Consider the following 14,360-nt stretch of genomic DNA (forward strand, 5'->3'; position numbering starts at 1 on the left):
CACCATAAAAAAACCGCCATCAGGCATTAAGCCGGATGGCGGTTTTGAGTGCCGGGTAAACCTACCCGGCCTGAACGGAAACAGCTTTACGCGGAAGCGGGTTTGCGCGGACGACGACGGCGTGCGCCGTTGTTTGCCGGTTTCGCTGCACCGCCATCAAGACGGCGATTACCCACGGGCTTCGCGGCTCCGCCTTCCGATTTCGCGGCTCCAGCGTCGTTACTGCGACGCGGATGACGCGCTTTCTGCGTCTCGCCTTCGCTACGGCGCGGCGCGGACTGGCTGCGACCGCCGCCACCGCCCTGCCCGCGTCCACCGCCGCCCTGACGGCCGCCGTTCTGACCACGGCCATTCTGGATCGGCTCCGCTTTGATTGACGGATCTGGCTCATAGCCTGCAACCGCAACACGCGGGATCTCTTTTTTCAGCAGGCGCTCAATGTCGCGCAGCAGTTTATGCTCATCGACACAGACCAGCGACAGCGCTTCGCCGGTGGCGGCAGCACGGCCGGTACGGCCGATACGGTGTACGTAATCTTCCGGCACGTTCGGCAACTCATAGTTGACGACATGCGGCAGCTCTTCGATATCGAGGCCGCGCGCGGCGATATCCGTCGCCACCAGCACGCGAATCGAACCGGATTTAAAGTCTGCCAGCGCGCGGGTACGTGCGCCCTGGCTCTTGTTACCGTGGATCGCCGCACTGGTGATGCCATCTTTATTCAACTGCTCGGCCAGGTGATTGGCACCATGCTTGGTACGGGTAAAGACCAGCACCTGCTGCCAGTTACCTTCGCCAATCATCTGCGACAGCAGTTCCCGTTTGCGTTTCTTATCCACAAAGTGAACGTGCTGCGTCACCTGCTCGGAAGCGGTGTTACGGCGCGCAACTTCGATCTCCAGCGGGTTATGCAGCAGTTTTTCCGCCAGCTGTTTGATCTCATCCGAGAAGGTCGCGGAGAAGAGCAGGTTCTGACGCTTCGCCGGCAGCTTCGACAGCACGCGGCGAATATCGTGGATAAAGCCCATATCCAGCATACGGTCAGCTTCATCCAGCACGAGAATTTCCACGCTGTCGAGCTTCAGGGCGTTTTGATGTTCGAGATCGAGCAGACGACCCGGCGTAGCCACGAGGATGTCAACGCCGCCGCGCAGTTTCATCATCTGCGGGTTGATGCTGACGCCGCCGAAGACGACCATCGAACGAATATTGAGATACTGGCTATACTCCTGCACGTTCTCACCGACCTGCGCCGCGAGTTCGCGGGTTGGGGTCAGGATCAGGGCACGTACCGGACGGCGGCCTTTCGCATGAGGCTGGCTCTGCACCAGGCGTTGCAACAGCGGCAGCGTAAAACCGGCGGTTTTACCGGTACCGGTCTGGGCACTGGCCATCAGATCGCGGCCTTGCAGCACCGCAGGGATCGCCTGCTGTTGAATAGGGGTCGGCTCGAGGTAACCCTGCTCCGCAACTGCGCGCAGGATATCCGGATTCAGGCCAAGGGCATCAAATGACATAACAACTCCGCACCGCCCCGACCTGTCACAGGTGTAGTTTTCGAGGAGATAATAGGTAGACTGATGACAAAAACCACAATGTCATGAAGGTGCGGATTGTATCAGCTTTTGTGATCCGGCGCATAAAATATCCCACGTCAATGACTCAGCAAGATATCTTCCCGCTTCATTCTCTGAAAAAGGGATAAATTTAGCCCCCCTCACATTTCCTGCGCAAAAATTGGACAACATTTTTCCGGCGTCGTAGAGTTAATCAATCGATTGATTAACTTTATAACTCCCATGAATAGCACACCGACCACCACTAAAGGCGAACAGGCCAAAAATCAGTTGATTGCCGCTGCTCTGGCGCAGTTTGGCGAGTATGGACTGCATGCCACCACGCGGGATATCGCCGCGCAGGCCGGGCAGAACATCGCCGCCATCCCTTACTACTTCGGCTCGAAGGAGGATCTCTATCTCGCCTGCGCGCAGTGGATTGCCGACTTTATCAGCCACCATTTTCAACCCCACGTCCAGGCTGCCGAAGCGCTGTTTGCCGAGCCTGAACCCGATCGCCCGGCGATCCGCGCGCTGATCCATCGCGCCAGTAAAGAGATGCTCACGCTGCTCACCCATGATGAAACCCTTAACCTGAGCAAATTTATCTCCCGCGAGCAGCTCTCCCCCACCCGCGCGTATCAGATTGTGCATGAGCAGGTGATCGACCCGATGCACCAGCATTTGACGCGCCTGCTGGCCGCCTACACCGGCCAGGATGCCGACAGCACGCAGATGGTGCTGCATGCCCACGCCTTAATCGGCGAGATCCTCGCCTTCCGCCTGGTGCGGGAAACCATTTTGCTGCGTGCAGGCTGGACGCAGTTCGACGAAGAGAAAACGGAAATGATCTTTCAAGTCATCACCTGCCATATCGATTTTATTTTGCAGGGATTAACGCACAGGAGTCCGGAGTGATGAAAAAGCGTAGCGTTGTGGTGTTACTCAGCGTGGTGCTGCTGGCGATGCTGGCTGGCGGTTGGTACTGGTATCAAAGCAGGCAGGACGACAGCCTGACGCTGTATGGCAATGTCGATATCCGCACCGTTAATTTAAGTTTTCGCGTCGGCGGGCGGCTGGCGGCGTTGCAGGTGGATGAGGGCGACAGCGTACAGGCCGGGCAGAAGCTCGGCGAAATCGACCGCGCGCCTTATGAAAACGCGCTGTTGCAGGCGAAAGCCAACGTCTCGACTGCCGAAGCCAAATATGCGTTAGCCACCGAAGGCTACCGCGCCGAGGAGATCGCCCAGGCCGCCTCCGCCGTTAGCCAGGCAAAGGCGGCGTACGATTACGCGCAGAACTTCTACCAGCGCCAGCAGGGGCTGTGGAAAACGAAGGTGATCTCGGCAAACGATCTGGAGAACGCCCGTTCGGCGCGCGATCAGGCGCAGGCAACGCTCAAATCGGCGCAGGATAAGTTGCGCCAGTTCCGCGCCGGTAACCGCCCGCAGGAGATCGCCCAGGCGAAAGCGGGTCTCGAACAGGCGCAGGCCGCGCTGGCTCAGGCAGAACTTGATTTGCAGGACACCACGCTGGTCGCGCCGAGCAACGGCACGGTGCTGACCCGCGCCGTCGAGCCGGGCAGCATGCTTAACGCTGGCAGCAGCGTATTAACACTGTCGCTGACCCGCCCGGTGTGGGTGCGCGCCTATGTCGATGAGCGCAATCTGCACCAGACGCGACCGGGAGCTGAAATCCTGCTCTACACCGATGGCCGTCCGGATAAGCCCTATCACGGCAAAATCGGTTTTGTCTCGCCGACCGCCGAATTTACCCCAAAAACCGTTGAGACCCCGGATCTGCGTACCGACCTGGTTTATCGCCTGCGCATTATCGTCACCGATGCCGATGATAACCTGCGCCAGGGGATGCCGGTGACGCTGCGCTTCGACGGCGAGGCGCGTCATGAATGAGCGGACTATTCAGATCGACGGGCTGGTAAAACAGTTCCCCGGCATGGAGAAACCTGCTGTAGCGCGCCTCGATTGTGAAATCCAGGCCGGTTACGTCACCGGGCTGGTCGGCCCGGATGGCGCGGGCAAAACCACGCTGATGCGCATTCTGGCCGGGTTAATGAAACAGAACGAAGGCGGCGTGCGCGTGCTGGGCCTCGACCCCATCGAGAACGACAGCGAGCTGCACGCCGTGCTCGGCTATATGCCGCAGAAATTTGGCCTCTATGAAGATCTGACGGTGATGGAGAACCTGATCCTCTATGCCGATCTGCGCAGCGTCACCGGCGAGAAGCGCCAACAGATGTTTACCCGCCTGCTGGAGTTTACCTCTCTCGCCCCTTTCACTGAGCGGCTGGCGGGCAAACTCTCTGGCGGTATGAAGCAGAAGCTGGGGCTGGCCTGTACGCTGATCGGCGATCCGCAGGTGCTGCTGCTTGATGAGCCAGGCGTCGGCGTCGACCCCATTTCGCGGCGTGAGCTGTGGCAGATGGTGCATGAACTGGCGGGCGACGGGATGCTGATCCTCTGGAGCACCTCCTATCTTGATGAAGCGGAGCAGTGCCGCGATGTGCTGCTGATGAACGAGGGCGAGCTGCTCTACCACGGCGAGCCGAAAGCGTTAACCCAGAGCATGGCCGGGCGCAGCTTTCTGCTCACCAGCCGCGATGAGAATAACCGCCGCCTGCTGCGGCGCATTCTCAAGCTGCCGCAGGTGAGCGACGGCGTGATCCAGGGGCGCTCGGTACGCATGATCCTGAAAAAAGGGGCCAATGTGCAGGCGATTCACGCCGCGCCAGAGATGCCGCCGCTGGAGATTGAGGAGACCGCTCCGCGCTTTGAAGATGCCTTTATCGATCTGCTGGGCGGCGCGGGCGCGGCCGAGTCGCCGCTTGGCAAGATCCTGCACTCGGTGAACGGCGACGCCGAAGAGACGGTGATCGAAGCGAGATCTCTCACCAAAAAGTTTGGCGATTTCGCCGCTACTAACGAGGTCAATTTTGCCGTCAAACGCGGTGAGATCTTTGGCCTGCTCGGCCCGAACGGCGCGGGCAAATCCACCACCTTTAAGATGATGTGCGGTCTGCTGGTGCCAACCGCCGGCCAGGCGCTGGTGCTGAATATGGATCTTAAAGTTAGCTCCGGCAAAGCGCGCCAGCGCCTCGGCTATATGGCGCAGAAGTTCTCCCTCTACGGCAACCTGACCGTAGAGCAGAACCTGCGCTTCTTCTCCGGCGTGTATGGCCTGCGCGGTAGCGCGCAGCGGGAGAAGATGGCGCGGATGAGCGAAGCGTTTGGCCTGCAAACCATTGCCCGCCACGCCACTGATGCTCTGCCGCTCGGCTATAAGCAGCGTCTGGCGCTGGCCTGTTCGCTGATGCACGAGCCGGACATTCTTTTCCTTGATGAACCGACCTCCGGCGTCGATCCCCTCACCCGCCGCGAGTTCTGGCTGCATATCAACAGCATGGTAGAGAAAGGGGTGACGGTGATGGTCACCACCCACTTTATGGATGAGGCGGAGTATTGCGACCGCATCGGGCTGGTCTACCGCGGCAAACTGATTGCCAGCGGCACGCCGGACGAACTGAAAGCGCAGACCGCCGATGACAACCACCCGGATCCCACCATGGAGCATGCGTTTATCACGCTGATCCAGAACTGGGATAAGGAGCATAGCAATGCGCGTTAACGCCCTCTCCTGGCGGCGCGTACGGGCGCTGTGCGTCAAAGAGACGCGGCAGATCGTGCGTGACCCGAGCAGCTGGCTGATTGCGGTGGTGATCCCGCTGCTGCTGCTGTTTATTTTTGGCTACGGCATCAACCTCGACTCCAGCAAGCTGCGCGTCGGCGTGCTGCTTGAGCAGCGCAGCGATGAGGCGCTCGATTTTACCCATGCGCTCACCGGCTCGCCCTATATTGATGCCACCATCAGCAGCGATCGCCAGCAGTTGATCGAGATGATGCAGGCCGGGCGCATCCGCGGCCTGGTGGTGATTCCGGTCAACTTCGATGCGCAGATGGCAAGACCTGGCGAGGAGGCACCGATTCAGGTGATCACCGACGGCAGCGAACCGAACACCGCCAACTTTGTGCAGGGCTATCTACAAGGGATCTGGCAACTCTGGCAGGCGCAGCGCGCGGAAGATCGCGGCGAGACGTTCACGCCGTTAATCGATGTGCAGACGCGCTACTGGTTCAACCCGGCGGCCATCAGCCAGCACTTTATTATTCCCGGCGCGGTGACCATTATCATGACGGTGATTGGCGCGATCCTCACCTCGCTGGTGGTGGCGCGCGAGTGGGAGCGCGGCACCATGGAGGCGCTGCTCTCTACCGAGATCACCCGTGCCGAGCTGCTGCTCTGTAAGCTTATCCCCTACTACTTTCTCGGCATGCTGGCGATGCTGCTCTGTATGCTGGTGTCGGTCTTTATTCTCGGCGTCCCCTATCGCGGCTCGCTGCTGATCCTCTTCCTGCTCAGCAGCCTGTTTTTGCTCAGCACTCTCGGTATGGGGCTTTTAATCTCGACCACCACGCGCAATCAGTTTAACGCCGCGCAGGTGGCGCTGAACGCCGCGTTTCTGCCGTCGATTATGCTCTCTGGCTTTATCTTTCAGATCGACAGCATGCCGGCGATTATTCGTGCGGTGACCTATATCATCCCGGCGCGTTACTTCGTCAGCACGCTGCAAAGCCTCTTTCTCGCGGGCAATATTCCCATAGTATTGACCATTAACATGCTGTTTTTGGTGGCCTCCGCCGTGATGTTTATCGGCCTGACGTGGCTGAAAACCAAACGCAGGCTGGATTAAGGAGAAGCCATGTTTCACCGTTTATGGACACTGATCCGCAAAGAGTTGCAGTCCCTGCTGCGCGAGCCGCAAACCCGCGCCATTTTGATTCTGCCGGTCATTTTTCAGGTGCTGCTCTTCCCGTTTGCCGCCACCCTTGAGGTGACCAACGCCACTATCGCTATCTATAACGAAGATAACGGCAAGCGCGCGGTGGAGCTGACCCAGCGCTTCGCCCGTGCCAAAGCCTTTACCAACGTGCTGTTGCTGCACAGTCCGCAGGAGATCCGCCCGACGCTGGATACGCAAAAAGCGCTGCTGCTGGTGCGCTTCCCGGCGGATTTTTCCCGCGATCTCGACAGCGGCACACCCGCGCATATGCAGTTGATCCTCGACGGGCGTAACTCCAACAGCGCGCAGATCGCCGCCAACTATCTTCAGCAGGTGGTGAAAGATTATCAGCAGGAGCTGCTGGCCGGGCAGCCGAAGCCGAACAACAGCGAGCTGGTGGTGCGCAACTGGTACAATCCAAATCTCGATTACAAATGGTTTATCGTGCCGTCGCTGGTGGCGATGATCACCACCATCGGCGTGATGATTGTCACCTCGCTGTCGGTAGCGCGCGAGCGGGAACAGGGGACCTTCGATCAGCTCTTGGTGTCGCCGCTCGCCACCTGGCAGATCTTTATCGGCAAAGCGGTGCCAGCGCTGATTGTCGCCGCATTTCAGGCGACTATCGTGCTGCTGTTCGGCATTCTGGCTTACCAGATCCCGTTTGCCGGATCGCTGCTGCTCTTCTACTTCACGATGCTGGTTTACGGCCTGTCGCTGGTCGGGTTTGGGCTGTTGATCTCGTCGTTTTGCGAAACGCAGCAGCAGGCGTTTATCGGGGTGTTTGTCTGGATGATGCCGGCGATCCTGCTCTCGGGTTACGTTTCGCCGGTGGAGAATATGCCGGTGTGGTTGCAGGACTTAACCTGGATTAACCCGATCCGGCACTTTACCGATATCACCAAGCAGATCTATTTGAAGGATGCCAGTCTGGAGATTATCTGGGGAAGCCTGTGGCCGCTGATCGCGATTGCCCTGTCAACGGGCACCGCGGCCTACGCCATGTTTCGTCGTCACACGGCCTAACCGTTTCTCTTTGGTTAACAGTGAAACCACCGCCGGGCCGCCAAGGATGGCCAGCCCGGCAAGCGCCAGCAGATAGTTGTTTTGCAGCACCCGCGAGAGCAGCCAGATAGCGATAAGGGATGCGCCAAAATACCAGGTGGTGGTCAGCTCCTCCAGCACATCGCCGATGCCGCGCCAGCCCGCGTCATGATGTCGCTGGAAAAAGAGCATCAGCAGCACGGTGACGCCATAAAGCACGCACAGCCCCAGCCCCACGTGCACCAGCCTGCCGCTCATCCAGCCCATCACCAGTATCGCCACAATCATCAAATGCAACATAATCTGCCAGCAACTCAGGCCTGTTGCGACACGAACACGTTGTTGCCACTTCATGGCATCTCTCCGCAAGGATTTTACTCTTACAGAAGAGTACCCCGATCTACAGAAAATTCTGTAACCCCGGCTTTTTTTGTGACAGGGACTACAATTTATTTCTATACAGGAGAGTGATGCTGGCAGGAGATTTATGACCCAACACGCGCGACCATTTTCATTAAAAGTATTGACGATTAACACACACAAAGGCTTCACCACCTTCAACCGGCGCTTTATTTTGCCCGAGTTGCGCGATGCCGTGCGCCTGGTAAGCGCGGATATCGTCTGCCTGCAAGAGGTGATGGGCGCCCACGAAGTGCACCCGCTGCGCGTTGAGAACTGGCCCGACACCACCCACTACGAATTTATCGCCGACACCATGTGGAGCGACTTCGCTTACGGGCGCAATGCGGTCTATCCTGAAGGGCACCACGGCAATGCGGTGCTCTCCCGCTATCCGATTGAACGCTACGAAAATCTCGACGTCTCAGTAGATGGCAGCGAAAAACGCGGCCTGCTCTACTGCCGGATTGTGCCGCCCGATTATGGCGGCGCGGTGCACGTCCTTAGCGTTCATCTTGGGCTGAAAGAGGCGCACCGCCAGGCGCAGCTCAAAATGCTGGCGGAGTGGGTTAACTCCCTGCCGGAAGGCGAGCCGGTGCTGGTGGCGGGGGATTTCAACGACTGGCGGCAAAAAGCCAACCAGCCGCTCAAAGCGCAGGCCGGGCTTGAGGAGATCTTCACCCGCGCGCACGGTCGCCCGGCGCGCACCTTCCCGGTCAGCCTGCCTTTACTGCGCCTCGACAGAATTTATGTCAAAAACGCCAGCGCCACTGCGCCAACCGCGCTGCCGCTGCGCAACTGGCGTCATCTGTCCGATCATGCCCCTCTGAGTGCGGAGATCCATTTATGAAATGTAGCTGGCGGGACGGTAACCGCATCCAGTTGCTGGAAAATGGTGATAACTACTATCCGGCGCTCTACGATGCGATTGATAACGCGCAACAGAAAATTATTCTCGAAACCTTTATCTGGTTTGAAGACAAAGTGGGCAAAGAGCTGCACAGCGTGTTGCTGCGCGCCGCCCAGCGCGGCGTCAGTATTGAGGTGCTGCTCGACGGCTACGGCTCTCCCGACTTAAGCGAATCCTTTGTCAGCACCCTCACCTCGGCGGGCGTCATTTTCCGTTATTACGATCCGCGCCCGCCGCTGCTCGGCATGCGTACCAACGTCTTTCGTCGCATGCACCGCAAAATTGTGGTGATCGACAACACCGTCGCCTTTGTCGGCGGGATTAACTACTCGGCTGAGCATCTCTCTGATTACGGCCCCGAGGCGAAACAGGATTACGCCGTGCGCGTCGAGGGGCCGATTGTCGAAGATATTCTGCAATTTGAGCTGGAAAACCTGCCCGATAATGCCCCGGCGAAACGCTGGTGGCAGCGCCGTCGCCATCGCCCGGAAGAGAACCGTAAGCCGGGCGAAGCGCAGGCGCTGTTTGTCTGGCGCGATAATGACGATCACCGCGACGATATTGAACGCCACTATCTGAAGATGCTGGCTAACGCCCGCCGGGAAGTGATTATCGCCAACGCCTACTTCTTCCCCGGTTACCGGCTTTTGCACGCGATGCGTAACGCTGCCCGTCGCGGCGTCACCGTGAAGCTGATTGTGCAGGGCGAGCCGGATATGCCGATTGTCAAAGTGGGCGCGGAGCTGCTCTATAACTACCTGCTGAAAGGCGGCGTGAAGGTGTATGAGTATCGCCGCCGTCCGCTGCACGGCAAAGTGGCGCTGATGGACGATCACTGGGCGACCGTTGGCTCCAGTAACCTTGACCCGTTAAGCCTGTCGCTTAACCTGGAAGCGAACCTGATTATTCACGATCGCGAGTTCAACCAGACGCTGCGCGATAACCTGCAAAAGATTATTGAGCAGGATTGTAAGCAGGTGGATGAGTCGATGGCGCCGAAGCGCACCTGGTGGAATCTCGGGAAAAGCGTGGTGGTGTTCCACTTCTTACGCCACTTCCCGGCGCTGGTCGGCTGGTTACCGGCGCATACCCCTAAACTGGCTGAAGTGGGGCCGCCGGTGCAGCCGGAGATGGAAACCCAGGACAGAAACGAAGCACAGCACTCGGGAGCAAAACCCTGATGTCAACATCACATCCGCGCTGGCGGTTGGCTAAAAAAATTCTCACGGTGATCTTTTTTATCGCCGTTATTGTTCTGCTGGTGCTCTACGCGCAGAAGGTGAACTGGGAAGATGTCTGGAAGGTCATTCGTGATTACAACCGCACCGCCCTGCTGAGCGCGGTGGCGCTGGTGATCCTCAGCTACGTGCTGTATGGCTTTTACGACCTGCTTGGCCGCGCCTACTGCGGCCATAAGCTCGCGAAGCGCCAGGTGATGCTGGTGTCGTTTATCTGCTACGCCTTTAACCTGACGCTCAGCACCTGGGTTGGCGGGATTGGCATGCGCTATCGCCTCTACTCGCGGCTTGGGCTGCCGGGCAGCACCATTACGCGTATCTTTTCACTCAGTATCACCACCAACTGGCTGGGCTATATTCTGCTCGGCGGGCTAATCTTTACCTTTGGCGTGGTGGAGATCCCGGCGCACTGGTATATCGACGCCTCGACGCTGCGCATTGTCGGCGTGGTGCTGCTGCTGATTATCGCCGTCTACCTGTGGGGCTGCGCGTTTGCGAAACGCCGTCACGTCACCATTAAGGGCCACAAGCTGGTGCTTCCGTCGTGGAAGTTTGCCGTCGCGCAGATGGTGATCTCCAGCGCTAACTGGATTGCGATGGGGGCGATTATCTGGATCCTGCTCGGTATGCGCGCCGACTTCTTCTTTGTGCTTGGGGTGCTGCTGGTGAGCAGTATCGCCGGGGTGATTGTGCATATCCCGGCGGGCATCGGCGTGCTGGAAGCGGTGTTTATCGCCCTGCTCGCCAGCGAGCATGTGTCGCAGGGGATTATTATCGCCGCCCTGCTCGCCTACCGGGTGCTCTACTACTTCCTGCCGCTGCTGCTGGCGCTGATTGGTTATCTGCTGCTGGAGGGCCGCGCCAAGAAGCTGCGAGCGAAAAACGAGAAGGCGATGGCGCAGCAGTGATAGCCTTGCCATAGAGCCGCTGAAACGGCGTAGGCCGGATAAGCGTGTAACGCGCCATCCGGCAATGGGTTTCATGTGGCGTTTTGTGGAATGGTTCCGTTCACCATGCGTTGGGGAGTTTCATTAATCTCTTACGCGGTGAACGGGACAAAGGGAGCGGCCGCGCTCCCCTTGTCAATCCCCGCGGCCCCGCGAGGAAATCGGTGCTGCGCACTGCGCTCACCTCCCGCGTGCCTGACTACGGCCGGCTCGACTCGACATCCTGTCTCGGTTCGCCTCTGTCCGCCATCCATGGCGTCCAGACCTTGTCATTCCCGCTTCGGTTCGCCGATTTCAGCGGGGACACAACCCCTCGCTGTTATATTGCAGATATAAAGCCGCACCAGTGTCGCTGAAGGCGCGTTTTGGTAGGCCGGATAAGGCGAAGCCGCCATCCGGCAATTTTGCCGCGGTGAGAATGCCGGATGGCGCTGGCGCTTATCCGGCCTACACGGTTTCAGCGGCTTCGTTACCGTAGGCCGGATAAGGCGTAGCCGCCATCCGGCAATTGTGCCGCGCAGAGAATGCCGGATGGCGCTGGCGCTTATCCGGCCTACGCGGTTTCAGCGGCTTCGTTACCGTAGGCCGGATAAGGCGTAGCCGCCATCCGGCAATTGTGCCGCGCAGAGAATGCCGGATGGCGCTGGCGCTTATCCGGCCTACGCGGTTTCAGCGGCCATGCTCTAGCGCGACGCGCTGGACGATCCTGATGAAACCAGAAACATCAGCGTTTGGAGTATGTCGAGAAAAGCGTTCGCCGCCCCCAGCCAGATGCTGAGCGCACCGCGGGTCGCGCAGTGTTGCACCGTGACAAACTGCTGGCGGTAAAGCCCGCGCGCGCTGTCGAGCATCTGCGGGCTTTTGCGCGCGCTAACAACGCTAAACAGCACCACCAGAAAGAGGCTGGCGCACCACTGCGCCGTGTCGCCCGCCAGCGCAATATTGACCACTACGGCAAGCGCACCGCCTGATACGGCCAGCAGCCAGTAAAAACGCCCGTTGCGCAGCCGCTCACCATAAAGATGTGCAATCAACGCGCCGAGGGCGAACATCCCGCAGGTCACGCCGTAGAGCACCATACAGAGTTGCAGCGAAAAGAGGCTCGCGGCCAGCAGGCCGCCGATGACGCTCAGCAGCACCAGCCCGCCGATGGCGTGCAGCGTCGTCATGCGCTCAAACAGCATGGTGAGCGCGAAAAGGGTGATAAACCAGAGGATCACCAGCAGCACGATGATCGCGCTGTGTTCAGTGAACTGCGGTAGCGCCAGCAGATCGAGCACCAGCCAGCAGAGTGCCGCGCTGAACACCATCCCCGCCGCCAGCCACCAACAGGCCTTCACCAGTAACTCAACGGGCGTAACCTGTACCGGGGCTATCCAGCCAAATACTCTCACCGCTCCTCCGTGAAAAAGGCAAAAAAATCCCGGCCGTAGCCGGGATGGGATACAGCGTAACTTAACGGCGGTTGCCGAAGATACGCAGCAGCATCAGGAACAGGTTGATAAAGTCGAGGTAGAGCGTTAACGCGCCCAGAATCGAGTATCTGCGCAGCTCGGCGCTGTTGCTGACATCAATCTGCTCACCGATCCCTTTCAGCTTCTGCGTGTCATACGCTGTGAGGCCGACGAAGACAATCACACCGATATAGGTGATGACCCACATCAGCGCTTCGCTCTTCAGCCAGAAGTTAACCAGCGAGGCGAGCACAATCCCAATCAGCCCCATAAACAGCATATTGCCGAAGCCGCTGAGATCGCGCTTGGTGGTGTAACCGTAGAGGCTCATCACGCCAAACATCCCGGCGGTGACCACAAAGGTGGCGGCAATCGACTGCGAGGTATAGACCAGCAGAATGCTGGAGAGCGTCAGGCCGGTAAGCGCCGAATAGAGCATAAACAGGCCGGTCGCCAGCGCGGGGCTCAGTTTATGGATCATGCCGGAGATGACAAACACCAGCGCCAGTTGGGCGATAATCAGCCCGAAGAAGGTGATCTGGCTGGAGAAGACGAAGCTCATGATCGCTTCGCTGCGCGCGGCGTACCATGCGACAAAGGCGGTTAACAGCAGACCGCAGGTCATCCAGCCATAGACCTGCGCCATATAAGTTTGCAGCCCGCTGCGGCTGCCCTGCACGATAGAATCAGAACGGGGGAAACGATCCATAATCACTCCTGATTGATGGGTTAACAATGCAGTAAGGTTAACACATCAATCGGCACCCTGCGTGCTACCAGCGTTTCGCTGCCTGCTGATCGCTGTCGCGCGCTTCCACCCAGCGTTCGCCTTCCGGCGTCGCTTCGCGCTTCCAGAACGGCGCGCGGGTTTTCAGGTAGTCCATAATAAACTGCCCGGCCTCGAAAGCGCTGCTGCGGTGCGCGCTCCCCACGCCGACAAAGACAATCTCATCCCCCGGCCAGAGTTCGCCGATGCGGTGATAAACGCTTACCCGCCCGAGCGGCCAGCGGCTGCGCGCCTCGTCGACGATCGCGGCCAGCGATTTTTCCGTCATCCCCGGATAGTGCTCAAGGGTTAAGGCGCTGACGCTATCGCCCAGATTGTGGTTGCGCACTTTGCCGGTAAAAGTTACTACCGCACCATCTTCATCGCGCGCGGCCAGCCAGCTGTACTCTTCGCCGACGTTAAACGCCGCGCGGTCGACACAAATTCGCGTTTCGCTCATCTCAGCCTCCGGTCACCGGCGGGAAAAAGGCCACTTCATCGCCGCTTGCCAGCGGATGATCGAAGCTGACCAGCGTCTGATTCACCGCCGCCAGCAGTTTGCCCTCTTCCAGCGCCAGCGCCCAGCGATCGTTCTGCGCAGCAAGGTGCTGGCGCAGCGCTTCAACGGAGGGGAAAAGCGTCTCAACGTTGAGCGACTCACAGCCCACCAGCTCGCGCACCTGCGCGAAAAACAGTACTTTAAGCATCGCTCTCTACCCTGAAATCACCCGATTTGCCGCCGCTTTTCGCCAGCAGGCGCAGCGGGCCAATCACCATATCTTTCTGCACCGCTTTGCACATATCGTAAATCGTCAGCGCGGCGACCGAGGCGGCGGTTAACGCCTCCATCTCGACGCCGGTTTTACCGCTCAGACGGCAGACGGATTCGATGCGCACGCGGTTATGCTCCGGCTGCGCCTGGAGCAGCACTTCTACTTTGCTCAATAACAGCGGATGGCAGAGCGGGATCAGCTCCCAGGTGCGTTTTGCCGCCTGGATACCGGCGATGCGCGCGGTGGCGAAGACATCGCCTTTGTGGTGGCTGCCGTCGACAATCATTGCCAGCGTCTCTGGCAGCATGGTGACAAAGGCTTCGGCGCGCGCTTCGCGCACGGTTTCCGTTTTGGCGGAGACATCCACCATATGCGCTTCGCCGTCGGCGTTAATGTGGGTCAGTTGCGACATAAC

Annotated in this window: 15 protein-coding genes; 8 read left to right on the forward strand and 7 right to left on the reverse strand. The window is 59.1% G+C overall.

Translation table 11 applies throughout. The features are described from left to right. Positions 1–86: 86 nt before the first annotated feature. Positions 87–1,517 carry an ATP-dependent RNA helicase RhlE gene (gene rhlE / locus EH164_RS15315; protein WP_124969031.1) on the reverse strand — a complete coding sequence of 477 codons (1,431 nt, stop codon included), beginning with the start codon at positions 1,515–1,517 and terminating at the stop codon, positions 87–89. A gap of 282 nt (positions 1,518–1,799) precedes the next feature. Between rhlE and cecR the strand changes: the two genes are divergently transcribed. From cecR to EH164_RS15340, 5 genes are read left to right on the forward strand one after another with little or no spacing between them, the layout of a single operon-like run. Beyond that, on the forward strand, positions 1,800–2,474 hold the full coding sequence (gene cecR, locus EH164_RS15320; RefSeq protein ID WP_124969033.1) for a transcriptional regulator CecR: 675 nt from the start codon (positions 1,800–1,802) through the stop codon (positions 2,472–2,474). Next, the gene (hlyD, locus tag EH164_RS15325) at positions 2,474–3,469 is read left to right on the forward strand and encodes a secretion protein HlyD (RefSeq protein ID WP_124969035.1); all 996 of its coding nucleotides are present in this window, start codon (positions 2,474–2,476) and stop codon (positions 3,467–3,469) included. Before cecR ends, hlyD begins: the two co-directional genes overlap by 1 nt. Further along, on the forward strand, positions 3,462–5,201 hold the full coding sequence (locus tag EH164_RS15330; protein WP_124969037.1) for an ATP-binding cassette domain-containing protein: 1,740 nt from the start codon (positions 3,462–3,464) through the stop codon (positions 5,199–5,201). Before hlyD ends, EH164_RS15330 begins: the two co-directional genes overlap by 8 nt. After that, positions 5,191–6,324, forward strand: coding sequence for an ABC transporter permease (locus EH164_RS15335; protein WP_124969039.1), 1,134 nt, complete (start codon positions 5,191–5,193; stop codon positions 6,322–6,324). The genes EH164_RS15330 and EH164_RS15335 overlap by 11 nt, the downstream gene beginning before the upstream one ends. A gap of 9 nt (positions 6,325–6,333) precedes the next feature. Next, positions 6,334–7,440, forward strand: a complete 1,107-nt coding sequence (locus tag EH164_RS15340) for an ABC transporter permease (RefSeq protein WP_124969041.1) — start codon at positions 6,334–6,336, stop codon at positions 7,438–7,440. Here EH164_RS15340 and EH164_RS15345 read toward each other — a convergent pair. Beyond that, entirely contained in the window at positions 7,393–7,812 is a 420-nt protein-coding gene (locus EH164_RS15345) for a YbhQ family protein (RefSeq protein WP_094420426.1), read from the reverse strand. The genes EH164_RS15340 and EH164_RS15345 overlap by 48 nt on opposite strands. Positions 7,813–7,945: 133 nt before the next feature. On the opposite strand from EH164_RS15345, the gene EH164_RS15350 reads away from it, so the two are divergent. The 3 genes from EH164_RS15350 to EH164_RS15360 are packed head-to-tail and all read left to right on the forward strand — an operon-like array spanning position 7,946 to position 10,913. Then, the gene (locus EH164_RS15350; RefSeq protein WP_124969043.1) at positions 7,946–8,707 is read left to right on the forward strand and encodes an endonuclease/exonuclease/phosphatase family protein; all 762 of its coding nucleotides are present in this window, start codon (positions 7,946–7,948) and stop codon (positions 8,705–8,707) included. After that, positions 8,704–9,948: a cardiolipin synthase ClsB gene (clsB, locus tag EH164_RS15355; protein ID WP_023479029.1), complete on the forward strand. Its 1,245-nt coding sequence runs from the start codon at positions 8,704–8,706 to the stop codon at positions 9,946–9,948. Before EH164_RS15350 ends, clsB begins: the two co-directional genes overlap by 4 nt. Next, a complete protein-coding gene (locus tag EH164_RS15360) occupies positions 9,948–10,913 on the forward strand; it encodes a lysylphosphatidylglycerol synthase domain-containing protein (RefSeq protein WP_023479030.1) in 966 nt (321 codons plus the stop codon). The genes clsB and EH164_RS15360 overlap by 1 nt, the downstream gene beginning before the upstream one ends. A gap of 722 nt (positions 10,914–11,635) precedes the next feature. On the opposite strand, the gene EH164_RS15365 is transcribed toward EH164_RS15360, so the two are convergent. The 5 genes from EH164_RS15365 to moaC form a co-directional block, all read right to left on the reverse strand. After that, positions 11,636–12,346, reverse strand: a complete 711-nt coding sequence (locus EH164_RS15365) for a Bax inhibitor-1 family protein (protein WP_124969045.1) — start codon at positions 12,344–12,346, stop codon at positions 11,636–11,638. 61 nt (positions 12,347–12,407) lie between these two features. Further along, entirely contained in the window at positions 12,408–13,115 is a 708-nt protein-coding gene (locus EH164_RS15370) for a Bax inhibitor-1/YccA family protein (protein WP_023479511.1), read from the reverse strand. Positions 13,116–13,179: 64 nt separating this feature from the next. Further along, a complete protein-coding gene (gene moaE / locus EH164_RS15375) occupies positions 13,180–13,632 on the reverse strand; it encodes a molybdopterin synthase catalytic subunit MoaE (RefSeq protein WP_054803702.1) in 453 nt (150 codons plus the stop codon). 1 nt (position 13,633) lies between these two features. After that, positions 13,634–13,879 carry a molybdopterin synthase sulfur carrier subunit gene (moaD, locus tag EH164_RS15380; protein WP_124969047.1) on the reverse strand — a complete coding sequence of 82 codons (246 nt, stop codon included), beginning with the start codon at positions 13,877–13,879 and terminating at the stop codon, positions 13,634–13,636. Continuing rightward, positions 13,872–14,357, reverse strand: a complete 486-nt coding sequence (gene moaC / locus EH164_RS15385; RefSeq protein WP_124969049.1) for a cyclic pyranopterin monophosphate synthase MoaC — start codon at positions 14,355–14,357, stop codon at positions 13,872–13,874. Before moaC ends, moaD begins: the two co-directional genes overlap by 8 nt. Between the last annotated feature and the right edge of the window lie 3 nt (positions 14,358–14,360).

The sequence above is a fragment of the Kosakonia sp. CCTCC M2018092 genome (assembly GCF_003864115.1).
Classification (GTDB): domain Bacteria; phylum Pseudomonadota; class Gammaproteobacteria; order Enterobacterales; family Enterobacteriaceae; genus Kosakonia; species Kosakonia cowanii.